The sequence below is a fragment of the Klebsiella sp. Q2 genome (genome assembly GCF_009900705.1).
Classification (GTDB): Bacteria; Pseudomonadota; Gammaproteobacteria; order Enterobacterales; family Enterobacteriaceae; genus Klebsiella; species Klebsiella quasipneumoniae.
The window spans coordinates 95,433-111,472 of the sequence record NZ_JAAABE010000003.1; the positions used below are offsets into that span (position 1 = coordinate 95,433).

Below are 16,040 nucleotides of genomic sequence, written 5' to 3' on the forward strand. Positions count from 1 at the left end.
CTGTAGCAGGAAGGAACAGCATGACAGATGTGACTATTAAAGCGCTGGCCTCAGAGATTCAGACCTCTGTGGATCGCCTGATACAGCAATTTGCTGACGCAGGCATCCGCAAAACGGCTGATGATTCTGTGACCTCGCAAGAGAAACAAACTTTGTTGACGCACCTGAACCGTGAGCATGGTTCGGCGCCAGACAAGCTGACGTTACAGCGTAAGACGCGCAGTACGTTGAATATTCCAGGTACCGGTGGAAAGAGTAAATCGGTACAAATCGAAGTCCGCAAGAAACGCACCTTTGTGAAACGCGATCCGCAAGAGGCTGAACGCCTGGCCGCGGAAGAGCAGGCGCAGCGTGAAGCGGAAGAGCAGGCCCGTCGTGAAGCTGAAGAAGCAGCGAAACGCGAGGCGCAATTAAAAGCTGAACGTGAGGCCGCAGAACAAGCTAAACGTGAAGTCGCTGATAAAGCGAAACGTGAAGCTGCGGAAAAAGACAAAGTGAGCAATCAACATACCGACGAAATGACCAAAACCGCCCAGGCTGAAAAGATCCGTCGCGAGAACGAAGCCGCGGAACTGAAGCGCAAATCGGAAGAAGAAGCACGCCGCAAACTTGAAGAAGAAGCGCGCCGTGTAGCGGAAGAAGCACGCCGTATGGCAGAAGAAAACGAAAAAAATTGGTCTGAAACTTCAGACAGCCCGGAAGACACCAGCGACTATCACGTCACCACGTCACAGCATGCTCGTCAGGCTGAAGATGATAACGATCGTGAAGTCGAAGGCGGTCGCGGCCGCAGCCGCAGCAGCAAAGCGGCGCGTCCGGCGAAGAAAGGCAACAAACACGCTGAATCGAAAGCCGATCGTGAAGAAGCCCGTGCGGCCGTTCGCGGCGGTAAAGGCGGTAAGCACCGTAAGGGTTCTGCTCTGCAGCAGGGCTTCCAGAAGCCGGCGCAGGCCGTTAACCGTGACGTGGTGATCGGCGAAACCATCACCGTTGGCGAACTGGCTAACAAGATGGCGGTGAAAGGTTCTCAGGTCATCAAAGCGATGATGAAGCTGGGCGCCATGGCGACCATCAACCAGGTCATCGACCAGGAAACCGCACAGCTGGTTGCCGAAGAGATGGGCCACAAAGTTATCCTGCGTCGTGAAAACGAGCTGGAAGAAGCGGTTATGAGCGACCGTGACACCGGCGCGGCGGCTGAACCGCGCGCACCGGTTGTGACCATCATGGGTCACGTTGACCACGGTAAAACCTCGCTGCTGGACTATATTCGTTCTACTAAGGTTGCCTCCGGCGAAGCGGGTGGTATTACCCAGCACATCGGTGCTTACCATGTAGAAACCGACAACGGCATGATCACCTTCCTGGATACCCCGGGCCACGCCGCGTTTACCTCCATGCGTGCTCGTGGTGCGCAGGCGACGGATATCGTGGTTCTGGTGGTGGCGGCAGACGACGGCGTGATGCCGCAGACTATCGAAGCTATCCAGCACGCCAAAGCGGCGCAGGTGCCGGTGGTAGTTGCGGTGAACAAGATCGATAAGCCTGAAGCCGATCCGGACCGCGTGAAGAATGAACTGTCCCAGTACGGCATCCTGCCGGAAGAGTGGGGCGGCGAGAGCCAGTTCGTCCACGTCTCCGCGAAAGCCGGTACCGGTATCGACGACCTGCTGGACGCGATCCTGCTGCAGGCTGAAGTCCTCGAGCTGAAAGCGGTCCGTAACGGGATGGCGAGCGGCGCAGTGATCGAATCCTTCCTTGATAAAGGTCGTGGTCCGGTTGCTACCGTTCTGGTTCGCGAAGGTACTCTGCACAAGGGTGATATCGTTCTGTGCGGCTTCGAATACGGCCGTGTGCGTGCGATGCGTGACGAACTGGGTCGCGAAGTGCTGGAAGCGGGTCCGTCCATTCCGGTGGAAATCCTCGGCCTGTCCGGTGTGCCGGCTGCCGGTGACGAAGTGACCGTGGTTCGTGACGAGAAAAAAGCGCGTGAAGTGGCGCTGTATCGTCAGGGCAAATTCCGTGAAGTTAAGCTGGCGCGTCAGCAGAAATCTAAACTGGAAAACATGTTCGCTAACATGACCGAAGGCGAAGTTCACGAAGTGAACATCGTGCTGAAAGCGGACGTACAGGGTTCTGTCGAAGCGATTTCCGATTCCTTACTGAAACTGTCTACCGACGAAGTGAAAGTGAAGATCATCGGTTCCGGCGTAGGTGGTATCACCGAAACCGACGCCACCCTGGCTGCAGCATCCAACGCGATTCTGGTTGGCTTCAACGTTCGTGCCGATGCCTCTGCGCGTAAAGTTATCGAAGCGGAAAGCCTGGATCTGCGCTACTACTCCGTCATCTATAACCTGATCGACGAAGTGAAAGCGGCGATGAGCGGTATGCTGTCTCCGGAACTGAAACAGCAGATCATCGGTCTGGCTGAAGTGCGCGATGTCTTTAAATCGCCGAAATTCGGCGCCATCGCGGGCTGTATGGTTACCGAAGGGACCATCAAACGTCACAACCCAATCCGCGTGCTGCGTGACAACGTGGTTATCTATGAAGGCGAGCTGGAATCCCTGCGCCGCTTCAAAGATGACGTTAACGAAGTCCGTAACGGCATGGAATGTGGTATCGGTGTGAAGAACTACAACGACGTTCGCGTTGGCGATATGATCGAAGTGTTCGAAATCATCGAAATCCAGCGTAGCATCGATTAATCATCGGATGGCTAAGCCGCCGGGGAAGCGAAGCGCCACCCGGCAATCATTTTAAAAAGGGGCTTTAGGCCCCTTTTTTGTCTTTATTCTGGAGAATTTATTATGGCGAAAGAATTTGGTCGCCCGCAGCGCGTGGCCCAGGAGATGCAAAAAGAGATTGCGATTATCCTGCAGCGTGAAATCAAAGACCCGCGTCTGGGCATGATGACCACCGTTTCCGGTGTGGAAATGTCCCGTGACCTGGCCTACGCCAAGGTGTATGTCACCTTCCTCAACGACAAAGATGAAGCCGCGGTGAAAGCGGGCATCAAAGCGCTGCAGGAAGCCTCTGGCTTTATCCGCTCTCTGCTGGGGAAAGCGATGCGCCTGCGCATCGTGCCGGAGCTGACCTTCTTCTACGACAACTCACTGGTGGAAGGGATGCGCATGTCCAACCTGGTCACCAGCGTGGTGAAACACGACGATGAGCGTCGTGTGAACCCGGACGACAGCAAGGAGGACTGATGAGTCGTCCTCGTCGTCGCGGCCGCGACGTGCACGGCGTATTGCTGCTGGATAAGCCTCAGGGCGCCTCCAGCAACGATGTGCTGCAGAAAGTAAAGCGTATATATAACGCCAACCGCGCCGGACACACCGGCGCGCTGGATCCGCTGGCGACCGGCATGCTGCCGATCTGCCTTGGCGAAGCGACCAAGTTTTCCCAATACCTGCTGGATTCCGATAAGCGCTACCGCGTGATCGCCAAACTTGGCCAGCGCACCGATACCTCCGATGCCGACGGTCAGGTGGTGGAAGAGCGCCCGCTGACCTTTAGCGACGAACAGCTGGCGGCGGCGCTGGACAGCTTCCGCGGCGAGACGCAGCAGGTGCCGTCGATGTACTCGGCGCTGAAATATCAGGGCAAGAAGCTGTACGAGTATGCCCGTCAGGGGATTGACGTCCCGCGGGAATCCCGGCCGATTACCGTCTATGAGCTGCTGTTTATCCGCCACGAAGGCGATGTGCTGGAGCTGGAGATCCACTGCTCGAAAGGCACCTACATCCGGACGATTATCGATGATTTAGGTGAGAAGCTCGGCTGCGGCGCGCACGTGATTTTCCTGCGTCGCCTGGCGGTGAGCAAATACCCGGTTGAGCGGATGGTAACCCTCGAGCAGCTGCAGGCGCTGGTCGATCAGGCGGCGGCGCAGGATATTCCTGCCGCGCAGTTGCTCGATCCGCTGCTGATGCCGATGGACAGCCCGGCCTCGGACTATCCGCTGGTGACCATCCCGGAGACCTCCGCGGTCTACTTTAAAAACGGCAATCCGGTACGTCAGTCAGGCGCGCCGCTTAACGGGCTGGTGCGGGTGATGGAAAGCGAATCCGGCAAGTTTCTCGGCATGGGCGAAATTGACGATGAAGGCCGCGTGGCGCCGCGTCGTCTGGTGGTGGAATACCCGGCGTAAGCGCTTTTCTTGCGATAAAAGCCTGCTACGAGTAGAATATCGCCGCTTAACGTCCGCTAAAGTGTTTTAACATTTTCGGGCGTTGCATCAGGGGTCGCTGAATTAGAGATCGGCACCCTTTCTTTCTTTTAATTTCTGGAGTTCTAAAATGTCTCTAAGCGTTGAAGCTAAAGCAAAAATCGTTTCTGAGTTTGGTCGTGGCGAAAACGACAGCGGTTCTACCGAAGTTCAGGTTGCACTGCTGACTGCACAGATCAACCACCTGCAGGGCCACTTTGCAGAGCACAAAAAAGATCACCACAGCCGTCGTGGTCTGCTGCGCATGGTTTCTCAGCGTCGTAAACTGCTCGACTACCTGAAACGTAAAGATGTTGCACGTTACTCCGCGCTGATCGAGCGTCTGGGTCTGCGTCGCTAATTCTGCGAGTTTCAGAAAAAGGGGCCTGACGGCCCCTTTTTTCGACCGGGCGGCAGCAATTCATTCAAAACTCATGTATTGTTGCTAGTAATGATCTTCATGCAGAGGTTCGCGCGGCTAATGAGAGGCTTCATCCGCAGGGGCGGGTAAAGGTTGTCATTAGTCGCGAGGATGCAGAGGATCGGGTCAATAGACGCTATGTCGTAGATATGGCGTGATTTATAGATAAAAAGGATAGAATTTTGCTTAATCCGATCGTTCGTAAATTCCAGTACGGCCAGCATACCGTGACCCTGGAAACCGGCATGATGGCGCGCCAGGCAACGGCCGCTGTGATGGTTAGCATGGATGACACTGCGGTATTCGTGACCGTTGTGGGCCAGAAAAAAGCGAAGCCAGGCCAGGACTTTTTCCCGCTGACGGTTAACTACCAGGAGCGCACCTACGCTGCCGGTAAAATCCCGGGTGGTTTCTTCCGTCGTGAAGGCCGCCCAAGCGAAGGCGAAACCCTGATCGCGCGTCTGATTGACCGCCCGGTTCGCCCGCTGTTCCCGGAAGGCTTCGTTAACGAAGTACAGGTTATCGCCACCGTTGTTTCCGTTAACCCGCAGGTTAACCCGGATATCGTCGCGATGATCGGCGCTTCCGCAGCGCTGTCCCTGTCTGGTATTCCGTTCAATGGCCCAATCGGCGCCGCGCGCGTGGGTTACATCAACGACCAGTACGTACTGAACCCGACCCAGGAAGAGCTGAAGTCCAGCAAACTGGATCTGGTGGTGGCCGGTACCGAAGCGGCCGTACTGATGGTGGAATCCGAAGCGGAACTGCTGAGCGAAGACCAGATGCTGGGCGCGGTGGTCTTTGGCCACGAGCAGCAGCAGATTGTTATCCAGAACATCAACGACCTGGTGAAAGAAGCCGGTAAACCACGTTGGGACTGGCAGCCGGAAGCCGTCAACGAAGCGCTGAACGCGCGCGTTGCTGCGCTGGCTGAATCCCGCCTGAGCGATGCTTACCGTATCACCGACAAACAAGAGCGTTACGCTCAGGTTGATGTGATCAAATCTGAAACCATCGCTACGCTGGTTGCAGAAGATGAAACCCTGGACGCTAACGAACTGGGTGAAATCCTGCACGCTATCGAGAAAAACGTGGTTCGTAGCCGCGTGCTGGCCGGTGAGCCGCGTATCGATGGTCGCGAAAAAGATATGATCCGTGGTCTGGACGTTCGTACCGGCGTTCTGCCGCGTACTCACGGTTCCGCACTGTTCACCCGTGGCGAAACGCAGGCGCTGGTTACCGCGACGCTGGGTACCGCACGCGATGCGCAGAATATCGATGAACTGATGGGCGAGCGTACCGACTCCTTCCTGTTCCACTACAACTTCCCTCCGTACTCCGTAGGTGAAACTGGCATGGTGGGGTCTCCGAAGCGTCGTGAAATCGGTCACGGTCGTCTGGCTAAGCGCGGCGTTCTGGCCGTGATGCCGACTATCGAAGAATTCCCGTACACCGTACGCGTGGTGTCTGAAATCACCGAATCTAACGGCTCTTCTTCCATGGCTTCCGTCTGCGGTGCCTCTCTGGCGCTGATGGACGCTGGTGTGCCGGTGAAAGCCGCCGTGGCGGGTATCGCCATGGGCCTGGTGAAAGAAGGCGACAACTTCGTCGTGCTGTCTGACATCCTCGGTGACGAAGACCACCTTGGCGATATGGACTTCAAAGTAGCGGGCTCCCGCGACGGTATCTCTGCGCTGCAGATGGATATCAAAATTGAAGGTATCACCAAAGAAATCATGCAGGTTGCATTGAACCAGGCTAAAGGTGCGCGTCTGCACATCCTGGGCGTGATGGAGCAGGCGATTAACGCGCCGCGCGGCGATATCTCTGAATTCGCACCGCGTATCCATACCATCAAGATCAACCCGGACAAGATCAAAGACGTTATCGGTAAAGGCGGTTCTGTTATCCGTGCCCTGACCGAAGAGACCGGTACCACCATCGAAATCGAAGATGACGGTACCGTGAAGATCGCAGCGACTGACGGCGACAAAGCACAGCATGCTATCCGTCGTATCGAAGAGATCACCGCTGAGATCGAAGTTGGCCGTATCTACAATGGTAAAGTGACCCGTATCGTTGACTTTGGCGCGTTCGTTGCCATCGGCGGCGGTAAAGAAGGTCTGGTTCACATCTCGCAGATCGCTGACAAGCGCGTTGAGAAAGTGACTGACTACCTGCAGATGGGTCAGGAAGTGCCGGTTAAGGTTCTGGAAGTTGACCGCCAGGGCCGTGTCCGTCTGAGCATCAAAGAAGCAACTGAACAGACTCCGTCTGCCGCAGCGCCGGAAGTTCCGGCTTCCGAGCAGGGCGAGTAAGGTTGCCGTTAGCCCTCCGCTTTTGCGGAGGGCGTTTTACGGGCAGGACGCCTCGTTTGCAGCCGGGGAACAGGACGTTCATCCAATCGTTGTCTTCGGGAGTGGGAAATGAAGCCTTTTTTGCGCTGGTGTTTCGTGGCGACAGCTCTCACGCTGGCAGGATGCAGTAGCACCGCCTGGCGTAAGGACGCCGTCCTCGCAGTACCATTGCAACCGACTTTACAGCAAGAAGTGATTCTGGCACGTATGGAACAAATTCTTGCCAGTCGGGCTTTATCCGATGACGAACGCGCACAGCTTTTATATGAGCGCGGAGTGTTGTATGATAGTCTGGGTCTGAGGGCATTAGCGCGAAATGATTTTTCACAAGCGCTGGCAATCCGACCCGATATGCCTGAAGTATTCAATTACTTAGGTATTTACTTAACGCAGGCAGGCAATTTTGATGCTGCCTATGAAGCGTTTGATTCTGTACTTGAGCTTGATCCAACTTACAACTACGCGCACTTGAACCGCGGTATCGCCCTGTATTACGGCGGCCGGGCTAAGTTAGCGCAAGATGATCTGCTGGCGTTTTATCAAGACGATCCCAATGATCCTTTCCGTAGCCTGTGGCTTTATATCGCCGAGCGTAAACTCGACGAGAAGCGGGCGCTTGAAGCACTCAGAGAGCGCTTAGACAAGTCGGACAAAGAGCAATGGGGATGGAACATTGTCGAGTTCTACCTTGGCGACATTAGCGAAAAAGAGCTGATGACTCGTCTGAAGGCAGACGCAACGGATAACACCTCGCTCGCTGAGCATCTCAGTGAAACCAACTTCTATTTAGGTAAGTACTACCTAAGTCTGGGGGACAAGGACAGCGCTACGGCACTGTTCAAACTGGCGGTCGCCAACAACGTACATAACTACGTTGAGCACCGATACGCATTGTTGGAATTATCGCTCTTGGGCCAGGAGCAAGATGACCTGGCAGAATCGGACCAGCAATAGCTGACGAACACATCAGCCCATAGTTTTTTGCTTGCCATCACCTTCGCGGGTGAGGGCGTTGTTGTTCGTTAATACACCTACTTTGAGCCGGTTCACACTTTTCAATGAAAATTACCGTAAATTTTCACGATGAGTTATGTAGACTGGCCGCCATTAATTTTGAGGCACACGTACTACATGGCTGAATTCGAAACCACTTTTGCAGATCTGGGCCTGAAGGCTCCTATCCTTGAAGCGCTTAACGATCTGGGTTACGAAAAACCATCTCCGATCCAGGCTGAGTGCATTCCGCATCTGCTGGACGGCCGCGACGTTCTGGGTATGGCCCAGACCGGTAGCGGTAAAACCGCAGCGTTTTCTTTACCGCTGCTGAACAACATCGATCCTGAGCTGAGAGCACCACAGATCCTGGTGCTGGCGCCGACCCGCGAGCTGGCGGTACAGGTTGCTGAAGCAATGACGGAATTCTCTAAACATATGCGCGGCGTAAACGTGGTTGCCCTGTACGGCGGCCAGCGTTATGACGTGCAGCTGCGCGCCCTGCGTCAGGGTCCGCAGATCGTTGTCGGTACCCCGGGTCGTCTGCTGGACCACCTGAAGCGCGGCACCCTGGACCTCTCTAAACTGAGCGGTCTGGTACTGGATGAAGCAGATGAAATGCTGCGCATGGGCTTTATCGAAGACGTAGAAACCATTATGGCGCAGATCCCGGAAGGGCATCAGACCGCGCTGTTCTCCGCCACCATGCCGGAAGCGATCCGTCGCATTACCCGCCGCTTTATGAAAGAGCCGCAGGAAGTGCGTATTCAGTCCAGCGTGACCACTCGTCCGGACATCAGCCAGAGCTACTGGACTGCCTACGGTATGCGTAAAAACGAAGCGCTGGTGCGTTTCCTGGAAGCGGAAGATTTTGATGCGGCGATTATCTTCGTCCGTACCAAAAACGCGACCCTGGAAGTGGCTGAAGCGCTGGAGCGTAACGGCTACAACAGCGCGGCGCTGAACGGCGACATGAACCAGGCGCTGCGTGAGCAGACCCTGGAGCGTCTGAAAGACGGTCGTCTGGATATCCTGATTGCGACTGACGTGGCAGCCCGTGGTCTGGACGTTGAACGTATCAGCCTGGTGGTGAACTACGACATCCCGATGGATTCTGAATCCTACGTTCACCGTATCGGTCGTACCGGTCGTGCGGGCCGCGCGGGCCGCGCGTTGCTGTTCGTTGAGAACCGTGAACGTCGTCTGCTGCGCAACATCGAACGTACGATGAAGCTGACCATCCCGGAAGTGGAGCTGCCGAACGCAGAGCTGCTGAGCAAACGTCGTCTGGAAAAATTCGCCGCGAAAGTCCAGCAGCAGCTGGAAAGCAGCGATCTGGACCAGTACCGTGCGCTGCTGGCGAAAATCCAGCCGACGGCGGAAGGCGAAGAGCTGGACGTGGAAACGCTGGCTGCCGCGCTGCTGAAAATGGCCCAGGGCGAACGCTCGCTGATCGTGCCGCCGGATGCGCCGATGCGTCCGCGTCGTGAGTTCCGTGACCGTGACGATCGCTTCGAGCGTCGTGGCGACCGCAACGATCGCGCTCCGCGTGGCGATCGCGAAGATCGTCCGAAGCGTGAGCGTCGTGACGTAGGCGATATGGAACTGTATCGCATTGAAGTGGGTCGCGATGACGGTGTTGAAGTGCGTCATATCGTTGGCGCGATCGCTAATGAAGGCGATATCAGCAGCCGCTACATCGGTAACATCAAGCTGTTCGCTTCTCACTCCACCATCGAACTGCCGAAAGGGATGCCGGGCGAAGTGCTGCAGCACTTTACTCGTACCCGCATCCTGAACAAGCCGATGAACATGCAGCTGCTGGGCGATGCGCAGCCGCGCACCGAACGTCGTGGCGGTGGTGAACGTCGTGAAGGTGGTCGTAGCTTCGGCGGTGAGCGTCGTGAAGGCGGTCGTGGCTTCGGTGGCGAGCGTCGTGAAGGTGGTCGTGGTGATGGTCGTCGTTTCAGCGGCGAACGTCGTGAAGGCCGTGCGCCGCGTCGTGACGATGCATCCGCGCCGCGCCGCGATGACTCTGCCGGTCGCCGTCGCTTCGGTGGCGATGCATAATTAACGCAGCCCGCTAGCGTAAACTAAATAATACAGCCCCGATCGTCATGATTGGGGCTTTTTTTATTTCTTTTGTACTCGTGTACTGGTACAGTGCGTCACACCCATCGTGGGAAAGTATTTTTGACTGGAGATTTCGGTAAATGGCGACACTAACCACTACGGCAACCCGTCCGTCCCTGTTTGGCGGCGTGGTGATCATCGGCGGCACGATTATCGGCGCGGGTATGTTCTCGCTGCCGGTGGTGATGTCCGGCGCGTGGTTTTTCTGGTCGCTGGCGGCGCTGGTTTTCACCTGGTTCTGCATGCTGCACTCCGGTCTGATGATCCTCGAGGCCAACCTTAACTACCGGATCGGCTCCAGCTTCGACACCATTACCAAAGATCTGCTCGGCAAGGGCTGGAACCTGGTCAACGGCGTGTCGATCGCCTTTGTGCTGTATATCCTGACCTACGCCTATATTTCAGCCAGCGGCTCGATACTGCATCATACGTTTAGCGAGATGTCGCTGAAGGTGCCGGCGCGGGCGGCGGGTTTTGGCTTTGCGCTGCTGGTGGCATTTATCGTCTGGATGAGCACCAGGGCGGTGAGCCGCATGACGGCTGTTGTGCTCGGCGCCAAGGTGATCACTTTCTTCCTGACCTTCGGCAGTCTGCTGGGGCACGTCGAGCCGACGACGCTGTTTAACGTTGCGGAAAAGAACGCCTCCTATGCGCCATATCTGCTGATGACGCTGCCGTTCTGCCTGGCCTCGTTTGGCTACCACGGCAACGTGCCGAGCCTGATGAAATACTACGGCAAAGATCCACGCACCATTATCCGCTGCTTAACCTACGGTACGCTGCTGGCGCTGGGTCTGTACGTGGTCTGGCTGCTGGTGACGATGGGCAATATCCCGCGTCCGCAGTTTATCGACATCGCGCAGAAGGGCGGCAACATTGATGTGCTGGTGCAGGCCCTGAGCGGGGTGCTGAACAGCCGGAGCCTGGATCTGCTGCTGGTGGTGTTCTCTAACTTTGCCGTCGCCAGCTCGTTCCTTGGCGTCACGCTGGGGCTGTTCGACTACCTGGCGGATCTGTTTGGCTTTGACGACAGCGCGCTGGGGCGCTTTAAAACTGCGCTGCTGACCTTTATTCCGCCGATGATGGGCGGGCTGGTGAAACCTGATGGCTTCCTCTACGCCATCGGCTATGCCGGCCTGGCGGCGACGATCTGGGCGGCGATTGTACCGGCGCTGCTGGCTCGCGCCTCGCGTAAACGCTTCGGCAGCCCACAGTTCCGCGTATGGGGCGGAACACCGATGATTGTGCTGATCCTACTGTTTGGCCTTGGCAATGCGGTTGTACACATTCTGTCGAGCGTTAATCTGCTGCCGGTTTACCAGTAAGAGGCTTACCCGGTGGCGCGACGTCCACCGGGCCTGGATTTTGATTAACCCAACAATTCCTCTTTCACCTGCATCGCTAAATCGAAAGAATGCAGCCGCGCCTGGTGGTCGAAGATCTGGCCATTGACCATGATTTCGTCCGCCTCGGTTTCCCGCATAATCGACTCTAAGCCGTGGCGGACTTTAGTTTTATCACCCACCAGCGACATGCGCAGCGCCTGCTGCACGCCATACTGCTCGGACGCTGACCACAGCTGATGCATATTTTCCACCGGCGGCGGCAGCTGTCCGGTTTCGCCGCGACGCAGCTTCACAAACGCCTGCTGCATGGAAGTGAAGAGAAACTCCGCATCGCGGTTGCTGTCGGCGGCGATGATATTGATGCACACCATGGCATACGGTTTTTCCAGCCGCGCGGAGGGCGTAAAGTTGCTGCGATACAGGTGCAGGGCCTGGAACAGCATATCCGGCGCGAAGTGCGAGGCGAACGCGAACGGCAAACCGAGCTGCGCCGCCAGCTGGGCGCTGTAGAGGCTTGAACCCAGCAGCCACACCGGAATGCGCTCCCCGTAGCCGGGAACCGGGCGCACGTGCGGGTTCGGATCGCGGGCGTCAAACCAGTCCACCAGTTCCGCCACGTCGCGCGGGAAGTTATCGACATCGCCGCTCATATGGCGACGCAGGGCGCGCATGGTGGGCTGATCGCTGCCCGGCGCGCGGCCAAGGCCGAGGTCGATACGCCCGGGATAGAGGGTGTTCAGGGTGCCGAACTGCTCGGCGATCACCAGCGGCGAATGGTTGGGCAACATCACGCCACCGGAACCCAGATGCAGGGTAGTGGTATTGGCGGCGAGATAGCCAATCAGCACCGAGGTCGCTGCGCTGGCAATGCCGACCATATTGTGGTGCTCCGCCAGCCAGTAGCGGTGATAACCGCGCGATTCGGCCAGCCGGGCGAGATCCAGAGAGTGGGTAAAGGCTTCTTTGGCAGAAGATCCTTGCGGGATCGGCGCCAGATCGAGCACCGAGAACGGAACAGGTTTGTCAGTCATAAAGGCTCACTTTGCTACAGCATCGTCATCAGATTGAAGGTCTTCTTCCAGCCTGGCGCATCCAGGACGCGCCAGCCAGAAAAGCTGCATCTTTAATAATGCATTAAAATCTGAGCACTGCTGTTAACAAAGTGAGCGGTTTATCAGGCCTGCAGCGCCAGCCCGGGCAGCCGTTTCCAGTAGCCGTTGCAATCGCTGTTGCCGGTGAGCGCCAACGGTGCAGCGCCGTTTTCATTGGCGCGGAAGGCGTCGAGCATGGCGAAGGTCTCGTTGCCCATCGGCGACAGGCGTACCATATCCACCAGGCCGTGCATGGACGTCAGCTCATTGCCCAGGTTGTAGACATAGCCGCTCATGGTCTGGATACCGTTGAGCACGAACACCTGCTGGTTCTCCTGGGACAGCATGCTGCGTCCGGTTGGGTATTTGATGCAGCAGGTCTCGCACTCATCCTTTGGCCTATCTTCCGAGCGGGCGGTAAAGCAGCGGGCGGAATAAGCCAGCGGCAGATGGCCGTAGCTCAGCACTTCGACTTCAAACTGATTGCGAATGCCCAGCTCTTCGCACTGGGTCAGTAAATTAGCCAGCCAGTCGCGGGAAAGCTCCACCGGCATGCACCAGCGCACCATGCCCTGTTTTAACAGCAGGCGCAGGGTAACGGCGTTGTAGCAGTTCAGCGCATGCCCGGCGACGAACGGCAGCTTGCGTTCGGCGCAGAGGTTAACCACGCCCAAATCGCTGGCCTCAATCAGGAACTCCCCGTTATCGACATAGCGCTTCAGCTCGCCCAGTTCGGAGGAGGCCTGCACCAGCGCGAGGGTAGACAGCACCACCTGTTTGCCGCTGCTCGCCAGCGCTTTCGCCATCTCAATCCAGTCGCCGACTTTGGTAGCGCGGCGTTTGCTGCACACCGCTTCGCCGAGATAAATGGTGTCGGCGCTGCAGTTGGCTGCCTGCTGGTAAAAATTTTCCAGCGTCTCTTTTGGCCAGTAGTAAAGCACTGGCCCTAATGAATATTTCATGTTTCTCACTGCCATTTACGGTGGTAGGCGCCAAGGGTGGTTTGTGTCCCTTCGGACATGGAGCCAAGGGTTTCCATCCATGCGGATTGCGGCACGAAATTCTGTGGATCGGCTTTGCAGCGATCGATCGCCTGGCGCCAGACTTTCGCTACCTGGGTGACGTAGGCCGGGCTGCGCTGACGGCCTTCGATTTTCACTGAGGCGATATTGGCGGCCATCAACTCCGGCAACAGTTCCAGGGTATTGAGGCTGGTGGGCTCCTCCAGCGCGTGATAGCGCTCGCCATCGACCAGGTAGCGGCCTTTACACAACGTCGGGTAACCGGCGTTTTCCCCATCCTGATAGCGGTCAATCAGCACTTCATTGAGGCGCGATTCCAGCCCCTGTGGGGTTTGCTGCCAGCGCACGAAGCGGGCAGGCGAGCAGGCGCCGACGGTGTTGGGCGATTCGCCGGTCAGGTAGGAAGAGAGATAGCAGCGGCCTTCCGCCATGATGCACAGGCTGCCGAAGGCAAAGACTTCCAGCGGCACCGGCGTGGCGCGAGCCAACTGTTTCACCTGGTGAATAGATAACACCCGCGGCAGTACGACGCGCGCCACGTCGAAGTTGCGATGATAGAAGCGAATGGCCTCTTCATTGGTGGCGGAAGCCTGTACCGAGACATGGCGTTCTATATGCGGATAGCGCTCCGCGGCGTACTCCAGCATGGCGATATCGGCCAGAATGAGCGCATCGGCGCCCAACTGAGCCGCCATATCCACCGCGCGCTGCCAGCGGGCGTAGCCGTCGGGGTGGGCGAAGGTGTTGATGGCGATATGCAGCTTACGACGGTGCTGATGCACAAAGCTGACGGCTTCCTGCAGTTTCTTTTCGGTGAAATTAAGGCCGGCAAAGTGGCGGGCGTTGGTGTCATCTTTCAGCCCGATATAGACGGCATCGGCGCCGTTTTCGATGGCCGCCTTAAGCGCCGGAAGGTTACCGGCTGGGCAGAGCAGCTCCATAATTTTTCCTGAAAAATGCGGCCCGTCAGGGACGCTGAATGGTTAACGAGCAGGGATTTTAGTTAACCTTCTGGTGACAATTTTTGATTTGAGGCAGTTAAAAGTGTATTGGCGGCGCCAATAACGGGCTGCCGTCATCGCGTTTTTGTTGATTTACGCCGCTATGTTGTTTATGTGATATGGCACAATAGCGGCACAATTGCATTCATGGAGTAAAGCTTGTGTTGGATAAACTGCGTTCCCGGCTGGTCCACTTTGGCCCGTCTTTAATGAGCGTGCCGGTTAAGCTGGCACCTTTTGCCCTCAAGCGCCAGGTGCTGGAGCAGGTGCTTAGTTGGCAGTTTCGCCAGGCGCTGGCGGAGGGAGAGCTGGAGTTTCTCGAGGGGCGCTGGTTAAGTATTCATGTGCGTGACATCGGTCTGCTGTGGTATACCTCGGTAGTCGATGGTCGCCTGGTGGTCAGCCAGCAGGCGGACGCCGACGTCAGCTTCAGCGCCGACGCCAGCGATCTGTTAATGATCGCCGCGCGCAAGCAGGATCCGGATACGCTATTCTTCCAGCGTCGTCTGGTTATTGAAGGCGATACGGAGCTGGGGCTGTATGTAAAAAATTTGATGGACGCCATTGAGCTCGAGCAGATGCCCAAAGCGCTGCGCGTGATGTTGCTGCAACTGGCGGATTTTGTCGAAGCTGGACTGAAGAGCCCGCAGAAACCTGAACAGACATCGGTAGGTGAGGCATGCTGATTCGAGTGGAAATTGGGATTGATGCACCGGGAATCGACGCGCTGCTGCGTCGTACCTTCGGCCGCGATGCCGAAGCGCAGCTGGTGCACGATCTGCGTGAAGATGGACTGATCACGCTGGGGGTAGTGGCGACGGATGATGAAGGCCAGGTGATCGGCTACGTTGCCTTCAGCCCGGTTGCGGTGGAAGGTGAAGAGCTACAGTGGGTCGGCCTGGCGCCGCTGGCGGTGGATGAACGCTACCGTGGACAGGGCATTGGCCGGCAGCTGGTCTATGAAGGGCTGGATTCGCTGAATGAGTTTGGCTATGCCGCGGTGGTGACGCTGGGCGACCCGGAGTTATACCGTCGCTTTGGTTTTGAACCGGCCGCGCGCTTCGATCTCCGCTGCCGCTGGCCGGACAGCGCGGAGGCGTTCCAGGTGCACCGCCTGGCGGATGACGCCCTCGAAGGTGTCCACGGCCAGGTCGAATACAGCGACCACTTTAATCGTTTTTGAGCCTTGCCAGCAGGGTTTCGACGGTATCTTCTCCGGCAACGAGGCGCTCTTTTTCGCGCTTCGTTAGCTGCTTAATGCGGTATTCCAGCCGCAAAGCAAGTGAGTGTTCACCAACTTCATGGCTAAAGGCCAGCTGCAGGTCGCCTTTGCCGCGCAACGCCTTCGCGCCTTTCCCTGCCTGATGCTGGCGAAAGCGGCGCGGCACATCGGTGGTGATGCCGGTATAGAGGCGATTATCCGCGGTTCGAATGAGATACAGAAACCAGCACAAGGTTAT

15 protein-coding genes are annotated in these 16,040 nt (G+C 57.1%); 11 read left to right on the forward strand and 4 right to left on the reverse strand.

What is annotated here, in order from left to right:
• The first annotated feature begins 20 nt into the window (after positions 1-20).
• From infB to mtr, 9 genes are all read left to right on the forward strand, one after another.
• Positions 21-2,711: a translation initiation factor IF-2 gene (gene infB, locus GT756_RS12165; protein ID WP_004206173.1), complete on the forward strand. Its 2,691-nt coding sequence runs from the start codon at positions 21-23 to the stop codon at positions 2,709-2,711.
• 102 nt (positions 2,712-2,813) lie between these two features.
• The gene (rbfA, locus tag GT756_RS12170; protein WP_002918248.1) at positions 2,814-3,215 is read left to right on the forward strand and encodes a 30S ribosome-binding factor RbfA; all 402 of its coding nucleotides are present in this window, start codon (positions 2,814-2,816) and stop codon (positions 3,213-3,215) included.
• Complete coding sequence (gene truB / locus GT756_RS12175; RefSeq protein ID WP_043520985.1) at positions 3,215-4,159, forward strand: tRNA pseudouridine(55) synthase TruB; 945 nt, start codon at positions 3,215-3,217, stop codon at positions 4,157-4,159. Before rbfA ends, truB begins: the two co-directional genes overlap by 1 nt.
• A 148-nt stretch (positions 4,160-4,307) precedes the next feature.
• The gene (gene rpsO / locus GT756_RS12180) at positions 4,308-4,577 is read left to right on the forward strand and encodes a 30S ribosomal protein S15 (protein ID WP_002918244.1); all 270 of its coding nucleotides are present in this window, start codon (positions 4,308-4,310) and stop codon (positions 4,575-4,577) included.
• Between the two features lie 242 nt (positions 4,578-4,819).
• On the forward strand, positions 4,820-6,955 hold the full coding sequence (gene pnp / locus GT756_RS12185; protein WP_160124823.1) for a polyribonucleotide nucleotidyltransferase: 2,136 nt from the start codon (positions 4,820-4,822) through the stop codon (positions 6,953-6,955).
• A 108-nt stretch (positions 6,956-7,063) separates the two neighbouring features.
• Positions 7,064-7,948: a lipoprotein NlpI gene (gene nlpI / locus GT756_RS12190; protein WP_004206169.1), complete on the forward strand. Its 885-nt coding sequence runs from the start codon at positions 7,064-7,066 to the stop codon at positions 7,946-7,948.
• A 104-nt stretch (positions 7,949-8,052) separates the two neighbouring features.
• Positions 8,053-8,133: a protein YrbN gene (gene yrbN / locus GT756_RS12195; protein WP_085903200.1), complete on the forward strand. Its 81-nt coding sequence runs from the start codon at positions 8,053-8,055 to the stop codon at positions 8,131-8,133.
• Positions 8,126-10,057: an ATP-dependent RNA helicase DeaD gene (gene deaD / locus GT756_RS12200; RefSeq protein WP_004206168.1), complete on the forward strand. Its 1,932-nt coding sequence runs from the start codon at positions 8,126-8,128 to the stop codon at positions 10,055-10,057. Before yrbN ends, deaD begins: the two co-directional genes overlap by 8 nt.
• A gap of 143 nt (positions 10,058-10,200) precedes the next feature.
• Positions 10,201-11,445, forward strand: coding sequence for a tryptophan permease (mtr, locus tag GT756_RS12205; RefSeq protein ID WP_043520983.1), 1,245 nt, complete (start codon positions 10,201-10,203; stop codon positions 11,443-11,445).
• Positions 11,446-11,489: 44 nt separating this feature from the next.
• Here mtr and GT756_RS12210 read toward each other — a convergent pair whose 3' ends face one another.
• The 3 genes from GT756_RS12210 to GT756_RS12220 form a co-directional block, all read right to left on the reverse strand.
• Complete coding sequence (locus tag GT756_RS12210) at positions 11,490-12,497, reverse strand: luciferase-like monooxygenase (protein WP_049116239.1); 1,008 nt, start codon at positions 12,495-12,497, stop codon at positions 11,490-11,492.
• A 143-nt stretch (positions 12,498-12,640) separates the two neighbouring features.
• Complete coding sequence (locus GT756_RS12215; protein ID WP_017899897.1) at positions 12,641-13,519, reverse strand: U32 family peptidase; 879 nt, start codon at positions 13,517-13,519, stop codon at positions 12,641-12,643.
• A 5-nt stretch (positions 13,520-13,524) separates the two neighbouring features.
• Positions 13,525-14,520 carry a peptidase U32 family protein gene (locus GT756_RS12220; protein WP_004206164.1) on the reverse strand — a complete coding sequence of 332 codons (996 nt, stop codon included), beginning with the start codon at positions 14,518-14,520 and terminating at the stop codon, positions 13,525-13,527.
• A gap of 221 nt (positions 14,521-14,741) precedes the next feature.
• Between GT756_RS12220 and GT756_RS12225 the strand changes: the two genes are divergently transcribed.
• Both GT756_RS12225 and GT756_RS12230 read left to right on the forward strand, forming a co-directional pair.
• Entirely contained in the window at positions 14,742-15,266 is a 525-nt protein-coding gene (locus GT756_RS12225) for an SCP2 domain-containing protein (protein WP_002918231.1), read from the forward strand.
• Positions 15,260-15,763 carry a GNAT family N-acetyltransferase gene (locus tag GT756_RS12230; protein ID WP_004206163.1) on the forward strand — a complete coding sequence of 168 codons (504 nt, stop codon included), beginning with the start codon at positions 15,260-15,262 and terminating at the stop codon, positions 15,761-15,763. Before GT756_RS12225 ends, GT756_RS12230 begins: the two co-directional genes overlap by 7 nt.
• Here the strand turns inward: GT756_RS12230 and GT756_RS12235 are convergent.
• Positions 15,750-16,040, reverse strand: coding sequence for a GIY-YIG nuclease family protein (locus tag GT756_RS12235; RefSeq protein ID WP_174562443.1), 291 nt, complete (start codon positions 16,038-16,040; stop codon positions 15,750-15,752). The two genes, GT756_RS12230 and GT756_RS12235, sit on opposite strands and share 14 nt — an antisense overlap.

Coding starts and splice junctions, on each gene's coding strand:
- GT756_RS12215 (WP_017899897.1), bottom strand. CDS start 13,519: ATGAAATATTCATTAGGGCCAGTGCTTTACTACTGGCCAAAAGAGACG.
- GT756_RS12210 (WP_049116239.1), bottom strand. CDS start 12,497: ATGACTGACAAACCTGTTCCGTTCTCGGTGCTCGATCTGGCGCCGATC.
- infB (WP_004206173.1), top strand. CDS start 21: ATGACAGATGTGACTATTAAAGCGCTGGCCTCAGAGATTCAGACCTCT.
- truB (WP_043520985.1), top strand. CDS start 3,215: ATGAGTCGTCCTCGTCGTCGCGGCCGCGACGTGCACGGCGTATTGCTG.
- rbfA (WP_002918248.1), top strand. CDS start 2,814: ATGGCGAAAGAATTTGGTCGCCCGCAGCGCGTGGCCCAGGAGATGCAA.
- nlpI (WP_004206169.1), top strand. CDS start 7,064: ATGAAGCCTTTTTTGCGCTGGTGTTTCGTGGCGACAGCTCTCACGCTG.
- deaD (WP_004206168.1), top strand. CDS start 8,126: ATGGCTGAATTCGAAACCACTTTTGCAGATCTGGGCCTGAAGGCTCCT.
- rpsO (WP_002918244.1), top strand. CDS start 4,308: ATGTCTCTAAGCGTTGAAGCTAAAGCAAAAATCGTTTCTGAGTTTGGT.
- GT756_RS12220 (WP_004206164.1), bottom strand. CDS start 14,520: ATGGAGCTGCTCTGCCCAGCCGGTAACCTTCCGGCGCTTAAGGCGGCC.
- GT756_RS12230 (WP_004206163.1), top strand. CDS start 15,260: ATGCTGATTCGAGTGGAAATTGGGATTGATGCACCGGGAATCGACGCG.
- mtr (WP_043520983.1), top strand. CDS start 10,201: ATGGCGACACTAACCACTACGGCAACCCGTCCGTCCCTGTTTGGCGGC.
- yrbN (WP_085903200.1), top strand. CDS start 8,053: ATGAAAATTACCGTAAATTTTCACGATGAGTTATGTAGACTGGCCGCC.